This is a genomic window from Rhodanobacter caeni, assembly GCF_039523575.1.
Classification (GTDB): domain Bacteria; phylum Pseudomonadota; class Gammaproteobacteria; order Xanthomonadales; family Rhodanobacteraceae; genus Rhodanobacter; species Rhodanobacter caeni.
In genome coordinates this window covers 595,064-608,222 of the sequence record NZ_BAAAFO010000002.1, presented here as the reverse complement: position 1 = coordinate 608,222, position 13,159 = coordinate 595,064, and the positions used below count along the sequence as shown (strand labels likewise).

9 protein-coding genes and 1 tRNA gene are annotated in these 13,159 nt (G+C 68.5%); 6 read left to right on the top strand and 4 right to left on the bottom strand.

Annotated elements, in window-relative coordinates:
* Positions 1-22: 22 nt before the first annotated feature.
* Positions 23-847: an NADPH-dependent 7-cyano-7-deazaguanine reductase QueF gene (gene queF / locus ABD017_RS07150; protein ID WP_343881594.1), complete on the top strand. Its 825-nt coding sequence runs from the start codon at positions 23-25 to the stop codon at positions 845-847.
* On the top strand, positions 844-1,431 hold the full coding sequence (locus ABD017_RS07145) for a hypothetical protein (RefSeq protein WP_343881592.1): 588 nt from the start codon (positions 844-846) through the stop codon (positions 1,429-1,431). Before queF ends, ABD017_RS07145 begins: the two co-directional genes overlap by 4 nt.
* Before the next feature lie 9 nt (positions 1,432-1,440).
* Here the strand turns inward: ABD017_RS07145 and ABD017_RS07140 are convergent, their stop codons facing one another.
* Positions 1,441-2,007 (bottom strand): hypothetical protein, encoded by a 567-nt coding sequence (locus tag ABD017_RS07140; protein WP_343881590.1) that lies wholly within the window; start codon positions 2,005-2,007, stop codon positions 1,441-1,443.
* A gap of 245 nt (positions 2,008-2,252) precedes the next feature.
* Positions 2,253-2,636, bottom strand: coding sequence for an HU family DNA-binding protein (locus tag ABD017_RS07135; RefSeq protein ID WP_343881588.1), 384 nt, complete (start codon positions 2,634-2,636; stop codon positions 2,253-2,255).
* 328 nt (positions 2,637-2,964) lie between these two features.
* Here ABD017_RS07135 and ABD017_RS07130 point away from each other — a divergent pair, with 328 nt between their 5' ends.
* The 3 genes from ABD017_RS07130 to ABD017_RS07120 are packed head-to-tail and all read left to right on the top strand — an operon-like array spanning position 2,965 to position 10,564.
* Positions 2,965-7,671 carry a PAS domain S-box protein gene (locus tag ABD017_RS07130; protein ID WP_343881586.1) on the top strand — a complete coding sequence of 1,569 codons (4,707 nt, stop codon included), beginning with the start codon at positions 2,965-2,967 and terminating at the stop codon, positions 7,669-7,671.
* A complete protein-coding gene (locus ABD017_RS07125; RefSeq protein ID WP_343881584.1) occupies positions 7,668-8,126 on the top strand; it encodes a response regulator in 459 nt (152 codons plus the stop codon). Before ABD017_RS07130 ends, ABD017_RS07125 begins: the two co-directional genes overlap by 4 nt.
* Entirely contained in the window at positions 8,123-10,564 is a 2,442-nt protein-coding gene (locus tag ABD017_RS07120) for an EAL domain-containing protein (RefSeq protein ID WP_343881582.1), read from the top strand. Before ABD017_RS07125 ends, ABD017_RS07120 begins: the two co-directional genes overlap by 4 nt.
* Positions 10,565-10,730: 166 nt before the next feature.
* On the opposite strand, the gene ABD017_RS07115 is transcribed toward ABD017_RS07120, so the two are convergent.
* Positions 10,731-10,807, bottom strand: a tRNA-Arg gene (locus tag ABD017_RS07115).
* Positions 10,808-11,047: 240 nt separating this feature from the next.
* On the bottom strand, positions 11,048-12,544 hold the full coding sequence (locus tag ABD017_RS07110; protein ID WP_343881580.1) for an OmpP1/FadL family transporter: 1,497 nt from the start codon (positions 12,542-12,544) through the stop codon (positions 11,048-11,050).
* A 245-nt stretch (positions 12,545-12,789) separates the two neighbouring features.
* Between ABD017_RS07110 and ABD017_RS07105 the strand changes: the two genes are divergently transcribed.
* Entirely contained in the window at positions 12,790-13,083 is a 294-nt protein-coding gene (locus ABD017_RS07105; RefSeq protein WP_343882207.1) for a YcgL domain-containing protein, read from the top strand.
* Positions 13,084-13,159: the final 76 nt, after the last annotated feature.

Here is a 13,159-nt window from a genome sequence, read left to right as displayed (position 1 = left end):
ACGTATCAATAGACTTGCCGGCATGAATTCGCCCGAACATTCCCCGCTGGGCAAGGAAACGCCCTACGCCGACCGCTACGATCCCGCGCTGCTGTTTCCCATCCCGCGCGCCGGCAATCGGGCGCAGCTGGGCCTGGCCGAACCGCTGCCGTTCCACGGCGTGGACATCTGGAACGCCTACGAGCTGTCGTGGCTGGATCGGCGCGGCAAGCCCGTGGTGGCGCTGGCCGAGTTCCGCGTGCCGGCGGCGTCGCCGCACCTGATCGAATCGAAATCGTTCAAGCTGTACCTGAACGGTTTTGCGGGCGAGCGCATTGCCGACGCGGCCACGCTTGCCAGCACGCTGACGCGCGATCTCTCGGCCGCGGCGGGCGCGGTGGTCGGCGTGCAGCTGAGCGACGCCAGGGCGGCGGCACACGCCGTTTGCGATATGGACGGCCATCTGCTGGACGAGCAGGACATCGAGATCGACGATTACGGCCCGCCGAATGCCGATTTCCTGCAGGCCGACAGCGGCGCCTCGCCGGTGGCCGAGACGCTCGTCTCGCACCTGTTGCGCTCGAACTGCCCGGTCACCGGTCAACCGGATTGGGGCAGCGTGCAGATCGCCTACCGCGGTGCGCCGATCGACCATGCGGGGTTGCTGCGCTACCTGGTGTCGTTCCGCAATCACAACGAGTTCCACGAGCATTGCGTGGAGCGCATCTTCGCCGACCTGACCCGCACCTGCGAACCGCGGCAGCTGAGCGTGTATGCGCGCTACACGCGACGCGGCGGGCTGGACATCAACCCGTTCCGCAGCAGCACGCCGATCACGCCAGCCAACCCGCGGACGGTGCGGCAATGAGGCAGCAACGGGCCCGCGTCCGGCGGCATCGGCACGTGGCGGCCATCGCCTGCCAGGTACTCTGGCTGCTGGCGCTGGGCGGTTGCGGCAAGCCCGCCACGCCGCCCGCCACACCGGCACCGGCACCGGCAACCAGCACGGTGCGAGCGCCCGCCAGCGTGGCGCAGACGACGCCCGCGCAGGCGCTCTCCACGGCCGCGGCGCCCGCTGCGGCAACAAGCGCCGCCGCACCTGCGGCGGCCGCAATCGAAGTGGTGCAGCTCACGCTGGGCACGGACGTGGACGCCGCCCACCGCATCACCGCGCCGGGCACGCGCTTTGCGCCGGACACCCGCATGCTGTACGCCAGCGTGGATACGCGCGGCCACACCGCCGACGCCACGCTCAACGCGCGCTGGCGTTACCTGGAAGGCGACGGGCAGCTGATCAGCAGCATCAGCCAGTCGATTGCCGCCGACGGGCCGGCCACCACCACGTTCACGCTGCACAACCCCGACTTGTGGCCCGAGGGGAGATACCGGGTCGAGATCTTCCTCGACGGCGCGCCGGTGACCCAGCGCGATTTCGAGATCGCCAAACCCTGAAGCGCCGCCTCAGCCCGCCGCCTGCGCGCCGTTCTGCCGCGCCGGCGGGCCACCGAGATAGCGATACTGGTCCGGCGGCAGGTACAGCGGGAACAGGGTCGACTCCTCCTGCCGCAGCAACCGCCCCAGCAAGCTTGCCGCGCGCGCCATGTCTGACACGAAGCGGCGACGACAGGTGGCATCCCACGGAGCACCGAGATATTCCACCAGGATCGCCTCGATGCGCAGCACGTGACGCTGGGCCTCGGCCTGCACTTCGTTGAAGTGCATCATTGCCATGGAGTCATGCTCGAGCGCGCACCGCAGGTACGGATAGAACTGCACGCTCTTGATCAGCGCGTTGCGCCGAAAGGCATCGGCGAAATCCTGCAGGCAGGCGATCCGGGTGCATTCGTCGCCGCCACGGCAGGCATCGAGCAGGGCCCGCATCAAGCCCCTGGCGGTGGCCGCATCCAGCTTGAGCTCGGCAACCAGGCGCTGCCGGTAACGCACCGGAAAGAGCGCGGCGCTGTCGCCGGAACCGGCCGTGAGTTGGCCTTCCGGAGCAGGCGTCCGTTCGAGAATGCCGCGCAGCAAACGCATCGAAGCCCCCGTCCCTGTACACCGGCCTCGCCATCGCGTCCAGGCCGGGTCGAACCAGAGTCTAGATTATTTCGGGGGGCATTCGACGAAATCGTGCAGCGGTGCACGGAAATTTTCGTCTGGAGATGTTTGAAACGGCGGGGTATGCCGGCGGCGGTCGGGCGTCTGTCGCGCCGTCCCGCATGGGAAAAACGAATCGGATGCGGCGGCATCACGCACGCCGCATCCGGGGTCCGACTTCAGGCAGCAGCGTCTTTCAGCTTCTTCAGCGGACGCACCTTGATCTTGACCGAGGCAGGCTTGGCGGCAAACACCTGCTCCTGCTTGGTGAACGGGTTGATGCCCTTGCGCTTGGGCTTGGCCGGCACCTTGACGGCGGTGACCTTCAGCAGGCCAGGCAAGGTGAACTCGCCGGCGCCCTTCTTGTTGACCGAGGCGGTGACGGCACCTTCCAGCGCAGCCAGCACGGCGCGCACGTCCTTCGCCGCCACGCCGCTGGTCTCGACCAGGTGCGCGAGCAGCCCGGACTTGTTCAACGGTTCCTTGATCGGTTTCGGGGCAGCGGCAGGTTTGGCCGCTGCTTTGGGTGCTGCGCCCTTCGTCTTGTTCGTCGTCTTGGCCATGGATGAATTCCGTGTGTTCGAATGATGGATGGTGGGTTTGCCGCGAAAACCCTCTCGGCAATGTGGAATGTAGGGCAAGCGTGTGGGGCTCGCCAAGTGATGCAGCAGGCAAAAAAGCGCCTGAATGCCGCATCGCGATGACACGGGCGACTCCAGCCAGGGCGTTTTGCGCCGATATACCCGTGTCGACGCGGGCATGTTCTACTGCATGCAGCAGGCGACGACGGCGGGATTTCCGGACGGCTTGCGGGATTGATCGCCACAGCGGCACTGCAGGGCAGGCCTTGCGGCGTTGCGGTTGGCACGGAGGAGTCATCAGGGGGATGACATGGCTGACGCCAGGCGGCATTTGCGGTTTCCGGTGACTGGCGCGCTGCTGGTACCCGCGCTCGCGCTGCTGCATGCCTGCAGCGTGGCGCTGGCCGGGGCTTTCTCGATGGAGCAGGTGGCGCTGGATGCGTTGCTGGCCGTGCTGGCCTGCTCGGCCTGGTCGACCGCGCGCGGCCATCGTCGCGTGGGGCTGGTGCTTGCCCTGTGCGCGGCGGCGTGGGCCGCGGCGCAGATCAGGACCGGTCACGTACCGGACGCCAGGGCACCGCTCTGGTACGCCGCGATGCTGGTCCTGCCGGCCGCCATCTGCGCCGGCATCACCACCTCGGCGGCGCTGCGAGCGACGGCACGCGGCATCGCGCTGGCCACGACGTTTGCGGGGCTGGCCTACCTCCTTCGCGCGTGGACCGCACCGCACGCGCCGATCGACCTGCTGCTCGGCGCGCTGCAGACGCTGGCGCTCAGCTGCGGCGGCTGGCTGTTCGCCTCGCTGCTGGAGGAACCGGTGAGGCCCCCGACCCTCGCGCCCGCCGCACTGTCGGGCCTGGGCTGGATGGGCCTGCTTGGCTGGATGCTGCAGGCCGCGGTGCTGGTGCAGGGCGGGACGTTGCTGGTGCCGATGGCGTTCAACACGGCGCTGGCTTTCGTACTGCTCGGTCATGCCCTGTGGTTGCTTGGCAGCGGGCGCACGTTGGCCGCGTGGTGCCTGGGGCTGTTGTGCGTTCCGCTGGCGGTGTCGCCCTTGCTGGCGGAATACCTCGACCGGATGGACGTCGTCGGCGAGCTGTTGTGGCGGCAGCAGGCGATCCAGGCCGAGCACGCGATACCGGGGCGATTGGCGCCCAACACGGCGCTGTCGCTGCTGCTGGCCACCGGCGGCTTGACGTGCGCGCTGTTCGCCCGGCGCAACTCGGCCTGGTGGAGCGCCACCTGGGCCTGCGGCCTGCTGGTGTCGCTGGCCGGCGTGCTGGCGCTGGTGGGTTACGTCTTCGCGCTGCCGGGCATGCGCACGCTGGGTCCGCATACGCCGATGTCGCTGCCGGTGGCGCTGGGCATGCTGATGCTGGGGATCGGGCTGGCCACCAGCAATCCGCGGCCTCCCTCGCAGCACCGTTACCGGGCCGTGGTCTTTCCCGCGGTCATCTGCCTGCTGACGGTGGCCTCGTCGCTGCTGTTGTGGCGATCGCTGGAACAGCAGCAAAGACGGCTGGAATGGGATGCGCTGCAAGGCCGGCGTGACAACGTGGCCAACCTGCTGCAGGAGGGCATGAATTCGCGCATGGAGGCGTTCGAACGGCTGGCATCGCGCCTGGCGACCACGCCTGCCTCGTTGCGCGAGCCGCTTTTTGCGCACGACGCCGCGAACTACCTGCGCGACATGGATGGCCTGCGCGCGGTGGGCTACGCCGATGCCACCCACGTCATGCGACAGACGCTGGTGCGCCCCGCCACGTCCGGCCCGCCATCGGCCGGCGCCTTGTTTGCGCCGGCGCGCATCTTCGATCAGGTCGACGCCGAAGGCGACACCGTGCTCAGCGCGCCCCTGACCCTGCTCAACGGCAAGCAGGGCCAGTTGATCGTGGCGCCGGTGCGCGACGGCGGCGCGAACCAGGGCTACGTCGTGGCGGCCTTCCAGTTCGACCGCCTGTTTCCGCGCCTGCTCGAAGCGATGCCCGAGCTGCACGGGCTGCTGATCACCCAGCATGGCCAGGTGCTGTACGCGCAGGGCGAGCACGGCACCACGCAGACCCCCGCCAGCATGGATATGCAACTGGCCGGCCAGTGGTTGAGCGTGAACGTCTACCCCGGGCCCGGCGGCGAGCATGGCCGCATACCGCAGCTGGTGTTGCTGCTGGGTTTTGCGCTGGGAGGCCTGCTGGCGGTCGCCCTGAGATTGTCCGCGCTGGCGCGCGAGCGCACCCGGCGGGCCGAAGCCGACAGCGCGCGGCTGGCCGAACAGGGCCGCGAACTGGAGCGCGCGCTCGAGGCGTCGCGCCTGATGATGGACAGCGCGCCGGACGTGATCTGCGTGCTGGATCGCGAGGGCCGCTTCCTGCAGCTCAGCGCCGCGGCGCAACGGCGCTGGGGCTTCGCGCCAGGCTCGCTGCTGGGCAAGCCGCTGACGCATGTCGTGCATCCGGACGATCGCGAAAGCACCGTCGCGGCGGCCACGCAGGTGCTGCAGGGCGTGCCCAACCCCAACGTCCGCAACCGCATCGTCAGCCACGACGGACGCGTGCTGTACATGCAATGGTCGGCGGTGTGGTCCGAGCCATCGCAATGCATGTACGTGGTGGGCCGCGACCTTACCGAGCTGCACCGCGCGGAGGACCTGGAGCAGCGCCAGCGGCAGATCCTCACCGCCATCGCGCGCGGCGACGCCTTGCCGCAGGTGCTCGAATCGATCGTGACCGCCTACGAAACGGCGCATCGCGATGCGATCTGCTCGATCCTGCTGCTGCGCGACGGCAGCCTGCATCACGGGGCCGCACCGCGGCTGCCGGCCGACTACTGCCGCGGCATCGACGGCTCCGCGATCGGCCCGGCAGCCGGCTCCTGCGGTACGGCAGCGTGGCGCGGCGAGCGCGTGGTGGTGACCGACATCGCCAACGATCCGCTGTGGCACGACTACGCCCCGCTGGCCCTGGCGCATGGCCTGCACGCGTGCTGGTCGACGCCGGTGCTGGCCCGCAACGGCGCGGTGCTGGGCACGTTCGCGGTGTATCACAACGCGCCGCACGATCCGTCCGCCGCGGAAATCAGCGGCATCGACACGCTGGCGGCACTGACCGGCGTGGCGATCGAGCACGCCCACGCGTTCACCCGGCTGAGCGAGAGCGAGCAGCGGTTCCGCTCGCTGTTCGAGCACCACCCCGACGGCGTGCTGGCGCTGGACCTGGACGGCAGGGTGGTGAGCCGAAACCCGGCGGCCAATGCCCTGCTGGGGCTGGATCGGCCGCAACGGCTCGCCTTCGTGCACAGCTTTGCGCCGGTCGACGGCGCGCGCGTGCAGGCGGCGCTGGACAGCGCCACCCGCGGTGAATCCGCGCGGCTGGACGTGGCGGCACTGGACGCCAACGACCAGCGCTTCGCGGCGCACCTGGTCAACATCCCGATCATCGTGCAGGGCGAGCCGCGCGGCGTCTTTGCCGTGCTGCAGGACCACCGCGAACTGCGCCACGCGCAGCAGGCGCTGGCCGGCCAGCTGGCGCTGATCTACGCGATCGCCGAAAGCGTGGGCGAGGGCCTGGTGGCGGTCGATGCCGATGGCCAGCCCACCTTCCTCAACCGCACGGCCTCGCGCACGCTGAAGCTGGCGCCGGAGCGCCTGCCGACGAGCGACGAGTTGCCCGACGGCATGCGCGAAACGCTGCAGAAAATCCTCGCTGGCGTGGCCCATGCCTCCGACGACGACGCCGCCTTCAGGCTGGTCGACGGCAGCCTGCTCGACGTGGCCTACCTGGCCACGCCGCTGATCACCCGCGACCAGCTGGCCGGTGCCGTGATGGCCTTCCGGGACATCGGCGGGGTCAAGGCGGCCCGACGCGTATTGCAGCAGCGCAACCAGTTTTTCGAGATGTCGCAGGAGGTGTTCTGCATCGCTGATCCCGTCAGCGGCATGTTCCTGCAGGCCAACCCGGCCTACGCACGGCTGCTGGGCCTGGACGAGGCGCAGATGCTGGCCATCCCGTTCATCGACCTGCTGCATCCGCTGGACAAGGCGCCGACGCAGCTGGCGATCCAGCGCCAGATCGATGGCGTGGAATCGATCGACGGCCTGCTGACCCGCATGCGCTGCGCCGACGGCAGCTACCGCTGGCTGGAGTGGGTCTCGATCAGCGGCGCCGACGGCCTGCTCTACGGCGCCGCGCGCGACGTGACCGCACGCCACCAGGCCGACGTGGCGCTGGCGCGCGCGATGGACGACCTGCGCATCCGCAACCGCGAGCTGCAGGATTTCGCCTATGTCGCCTCGCATGACCTGCAGGAGCCGCTGCGCAAGATCCAGTCGTTCTCCGACCGCCTGCTGTCGCGCCTGTCCGGCACGCTGGACGAGTCCTCCAGCGACTATCTCCAGCGCATGGGCCACGCCGCGCACCGGATGCAGGCGCTGATCGACGACCTGCTGGCCTACTCCCGCGTGGCCACGCGCAACGTGGCGGTCAGCGCGGTCGATCTCTCGGACACGCTGAAGGCCGTCATGGATGACCTGGAAACGCGCATCGCCGAGGCGGGCGCGGTGATCGAGGCGGGCACGCTGCCGGTGATCCAGGCCGACCCGACCCAGATGCGCCAATTGCTGCAAAACCTGCTGGCCAACGCGCTGAAATTCCGCGCCGCCGACCGCCCCTGCCGCATCAGCGTCACCGCCACCCGGATCGAGCACGCCGACGCTGCTGGCGCCGCGCGCTGGGAATTGCGCGTGACCGACAACGGCATCGGCTTCGAGAGCAGCTACGCCGAGCGCATCTTCGCCCCCTTCCAGCGCCTGCACCCGCGCAACGTCTACGAGGGCACGGGCATCGGCCTGGCCATCGTGCGGCGTATCGTGGAGCGCCATGGCGGCTCGGTACGCGCCGAGGCGCAGGCTGGACAGGGGGCCAGCTTCATCGTCATGCTGCCCGGATCGGCCAGCACGCCAGAACCGGCCGATCCGCAGGATGCCTCTTTCATCGACGGAAAGTTTCTGGGAGTGGATTCATGAGTCAAGCCCGTGCCGCGCTGTCCATCCTCATGGCCGAGGACGATGCCGACGACCGTGTCCTGATGCGCGATGCATTTCGCGACAGCGGTGTCGAGGTGGAACTGGATTTCGTGCCGGACGGCGTGGAGTTGATGGCACGCCTTAACGCGCTGGTCGATGTCCCCGGCGGCAAGCTGCCCGACCTGCTGCTGCTCGATCTCAACATGCCGCGCATGGACGGCCGTGAGGCCTTGCACGCAATACGCGAGCACGACGGCCTGAAGCACCTGCCGGTGATCATCCTCACCACCTCGCGGGCGCGGCTGGACATCCTGGCCAGCTACCAGCTCGGCGCCAACTCGTTCGTGACCAAGCCCAGCCGCTTCGAGGAGCTCATCGCCGTGCTGCGCTCGCTGGAGCGCTACTGGACCGACATCGCCCAGCTTCCCACCGAGAAACAGGGGAGCGACGAATGAACGCCGCGCCACTGCGGGTTCTCGTGGTCGACGACGACGAGGACGATTTCGTCCTCATCCGCGACCTGCTCAATGACGCACCGGGCAGCCACTACGCGTTCGACTGGTGCGCCACGCCGCAGCAGGGCCTGGAGGAATTGCGCCGGGGTGCCCACGACGTGTACCTGGTGGACTACCTGCTGGGGCCCTCCAGCGGGCTGGACCTGATCGAGGCGGTGAGCCGCGAGGGCCTGTCGCGCGCCTTCATCGTGCTGACCGGGCGCGGCAACCACGCGGTGGACGTGGCCGCGATGGAAGCCGGTGCCAGCGACTACCTGGTCAAGGGCACGATCGATGCCGAGCGGCTGGACCGCAGCATCCGCTACGCCGTCGACCGCATGCATTTCATGGACGCCCTGCGCGACAGCGAGGCGCAGCACCGCCTGCTGTTCGAGCAGAGCCCGGTGCCGCTGCTGGTGTTCGACCGGCACAGCCGCGCCATCCTCAACGCCAACGCCGCCGCGCACGCGCAATACGGCTGGTCGCCGCTGCACCTGCTGGGCCAGACCATCGACGCGGTGCTGGCCACCGAGGAACGATCGCGATTCCTGGCCGACCTGGCCAGCGGCGAACTGTTTTCCGCCACCGCGCAAACGTGGAGCATCCAGCACAACGACGGCCGGCAGCTGCAGGTCGAGGGGCTGTTCCATCCGCTCGCCTACCACGGCGTCGACGCGGTGCTGGCACACCTGCAGGACATCACGGAACGCCGTCGGGTCGAGGCGCAGCTGCGGCTGCTCGAACGCGCCATCCAGTCCACCGGCAGCGGCGTGGTGATCGCCGATGCGCGCGAACCGGGCGCACCGGTGACCTTCATCAACCGCGCGTTCGAGCACATCACCGGCTACGACGCCGCCGAAGTGATCGGCCAGAGCTGCCGCCAGCTGGCCTTCGAGGACAGCAGCGAAAGCGAGCGCGCGATGGTACGTCGTGCGCTGGCCGAACAACGCGAATACAACACCGTGCTGCGCGACCATCGCAAGGACGGCACGCCGTTCTGGAACCAGCTCTATTTCGCGCCGGTGCGCGACACCGATGGCGCCACCTCGCACTACATCGGCATCCTCAGCGACATCACCGAGCATCGCGACACCGAGGCACGGCTGGCCTATGCGGCCACCCACGACGTGGCCACCGGCTTGGCGCGCTTTCCGGTCATCGAGACGATGCTGCAGGAGCACGCCGAGCAGCAGCCGGACGAGCCCTTCAGCCTGGTGTTCGGCGACATCGACCGCTTCCACGCCGTCAACGAGGCGATGGGCTACGAGGTGGGCGACCGGGTGATCGAGGCGCTGGCGCAGCGGCTGAGCGCCCTTGTCGGAACGCGCGGGCGCGTGGCCCGGTTCACCGGCAACGAGTTCGTCATCGCCCTGCCCCATGTCGAGCGCGAGGAGGCGGTGGCGCTGGCCGAGCAGCTGCGCCGCGCCGTGGCCGAGCCGGTGACGCTGGGCGATGGCGAGGTGCGGGTCACCATCAGCGTGGGCGTGGCCACCTACCCCGGCCGGGTGCACGACATCAACGACCTGCTGCGCCGCGCCGAGGCCTCCATGTCGCGCGCGAAACAGCTGGGCCGCGACCTGGTCTGCGAATACTCCACCGATGACATGCGCCGCATGGAAGACCGCCGCATGCTGGGCATCCGCCTGCGCCATGCCATGCAGCACGACGAGCTGCACCTGGTGTACCAGCCGGAGATCCGCAGCAGCGACCGCGCCGTGATCGGCTTCGAGGCGCTGCTGCGCTGGAACAGCCCCGAGATGGGTCTGGTGATGCCCGAGCGCTTCATTCCGGTGGCCGAAGCCCTGGGCCTGATGCCCGAGCTTGGCGGCTGGGTGCTCGACCGCGCCTGCGCGCAGTCGCGCGCATGGATGGACGCCGGCCTGGGCGATTTCTTCGTGGCGGTCAACGTGTCCGCACAGCAGATCCAGCGCGGCAACTTCGCCGAGCAGGTGGCCGACACGCTGCGCCGCCACGGCCTGCCCGCTGACCGGTTGGAACTGGAGCTGACCGAAAGCGCGTTGCTGGAGAACGTCGACCGCGCCCTGCATTCGATGCAGCAACTGTCCACCCTGGGCGTGCACCTGTCCTTCGACGACTTCGGCACCGGCTACTCCAGCCTGTCCTACCTGCGCCAGTTCCACGTCGACAAATTGAAGATCGACAAATCCTTCGTCTTCGACATCCCGCGGGACGCCAGCAGCATCGCCATCGCCAATACCGTCGTGGCCATCGGCCACCAACTGCGCATGACCGTGATCGCCGAAGGCGTCGAAACCGCCGAGCAGGCGCAGCTCCTGACCGACATGGGCTGCGATGCGCTTCAGGGCTACCTGTTCAGCCGCCCGATGAAGGCGCAGGCCGTGGCCGAATGGCTGGCGGACTATCAGATCGAAGCCTGAGCAACGCGGGCCGCTGGGCTGCAGGAGCGCACCCTGTGCGCGATGCAGTCGAAGGCTACGGTTGGCACAGGCCCTTCGACTTCGGCTTTCGGCCTACGCTCAGGGAGAACGGCTGAGGAGGGCATGCGCGAGGCGCCGCTTGTCGTGCGGGCCAGCAAAATGAGGATGGTGCGCCCGGCGGGATTCGAACCCACGACCACCGCCTTCGGAGGGCGGTACTCTATCCAGCTGAGCTACGGACGCATGCGTTGATGGCCGGCCTTTCCATGCAGAGGCGCATGGCGGCGGACGCGCAGTATAGCCGAGTTGTCTGTCCACGCGCGCACATTGGATGCGCGCCCCGCACGGGTGTCGTACGGCGACGGCCGACCCGCGTCCGCGACAGTGGCTGCACGATCGGGAACCGGCGCGCTGCCGACGACCATGCAACAAAAAAGCCTCCCCGTTCGCACGGGGAGGCTCTGGTTCAGGCCCGATGCGGCATCAGAACTTGTACGTGGCCGATACGCCCAGCAGGTTGCCGTAGTCCTCGAAGTTGCCCACCAGCGTGTTGCCGGTGGAATCGGTGGTGTGGACGTGCGCGTTGTTGACGAAGATGTGCGCGTACGAGGCGTTGACCTCGAAGTTGGGGCTGGCCTTGTAGCTCAGGCCCACGGTGGCCAGCTTGCGGGTGGAATCGGGCACGCGCGCACTGCGGGTGGCCAGGTAGGTCGGCGTGGTATCCACCGCGACGCCCGCGCGCAGGGCGAGCTTGTCGTTGACGTTGTAGTCGCCGCCCAGCGACACGTACCAGGTATCGCGCCAGTTGTAGTGCTCCGACGTCGACGGCTGGCTGTTGCCGTAGTTCACCGTCAGGTTCTTGAAGACGCTCCATTTGGTCCAGGCCACGTCCACGCCCAGCCCGAAGCGCTCGGCCTGGTGCCAGTAGCTGAAGCTGGCCACCGCCGGCGTGGTGAAGTCGGCGGTGCCGGTGGTGTGCTGGAACGGCGGAATGCTGGCGGCCAGCTCAGGGTTGGCCAGCAAGGCGTCATAGCCGGGCGTGGTGGTGAAGTTGCCCGTGCCTTCCAGGGTATGGCTGATCCTGGAGCGGTAGTTCAGCGCCAGCTTGTCGTTGGGGCTCAGCTTCCAGTAGCCGCCGAGCTGCCAGCCATAGGCCCAGTCGTCGCCCTTGATGCGGGCGTAACCGTCGCTGCCGACGGGCGTGGCGGCGGCCACACCGGCGGCACCGGCTGCCGCCGCCGCGAGCGCATCCTGGATCATGCCCGCGGCCACGTCCGGCGGAATCTGGCCAGCCGCTGCCGCGGCCTGGATCTGCGCCACGCCCGCGGCAGCCTTCGCCCCGATGCCCTGCTGGATGCCCAGGCCGACGGCGTTGTAGTTGATGGCGCTGGTCAACTCGGCCGAGGTCTTCTGCGCGATCACGCTGGCGCCCAGGCTGAAGTTGTCGGTGACGTCGAACGAGGCCGACAAGGTGGCATCCAGCGACTGGAACTTGGATTTGACCGCACCGTAGCGGCCCTTCCAGTTGCGGTCGTACTCGGTCTGGAAGCCGAACGGCACCGAGAACCCGAAGCCCAGGTGCATGCGGTCGCTGACCTGGGTGGCGAAGTACAACGCCGGCACCGGCAGCGTGGTGCCGCCATCGCCGCCGTTGCCGCCCTCGATCGGGCGCCCCATCACGTCGGTCGCGGTGCCGCTGAACTTGGTGCTGAAGTTGATCGCGGTGACGTCGGCCTGCAGGTAGGTGCCCTCAAGATCGCTCATCGCGGCGGGGTTGTTGACCACCACGGAGACATCGCCGCCGGCGGTCGCCGAACCGGCATAGGCGCGGCCCATCGCCTTGACGCTGTTCTCCTTCAACTGGAAGGCGCTGGCGTCGGCGCTGGAGGGTGCGACCAGGGCACCCACGATGGCGAGGCTCAGCGCGGCGAGCGCCAGCGGCCTGGCGGTGCCGGAAAGGGTACGGAAGGAAGTGTGCATCGCTTGCTCCTGCGTTGTTGTACGGCTGGGGCTTGGGGCGGGCAGCTCTAAAATTAATACAATCGTTTGAACTACCTCTCCGCACTTTGCCCACTCTGCCAACCAGTTGCAAGGGTGGCAGCAACAATGTCCACGGCTTGCCAAGACGGCGCTCGCCGGCGGGAGACAAGCGGGCTCCTGGCGCAGGCTGGCAGGCCTGGTCGGTAGCGTGGAGAATCGCGATGTCCCCCCTCCCGGATGCCGCCATGCCCTGTTTTGTCTACGCCAGCCTGCGCAAACACGACAGCTACCTGTGGCTGGCCGAGCGCGATGCGTTCGACGTGTTGCCCGAACCGCTGTTGCTGCTGCTGGGCGAGCTGCGCTTCGTGATGGAGGTGCAGCTGGACGAGCAGCGCAAGCTGCCGAACGAGGACACCTTGCAAGTGCTCGACCATCTGCGCACGCAGGGCTGGCATCTGCAGGTGCCGCCGCAGGAAACCCTGGCTGCGGCCAACCATCCCGCCTATCGGCGCGAGCTACACGACGACCGCGACGATTGACCGCAGGGGGCAACGGCGGCGAGAACCGGTCGAGCGTTAACGCCGGGTTATCGTCTGGATTCGTCACGGTTTCTAT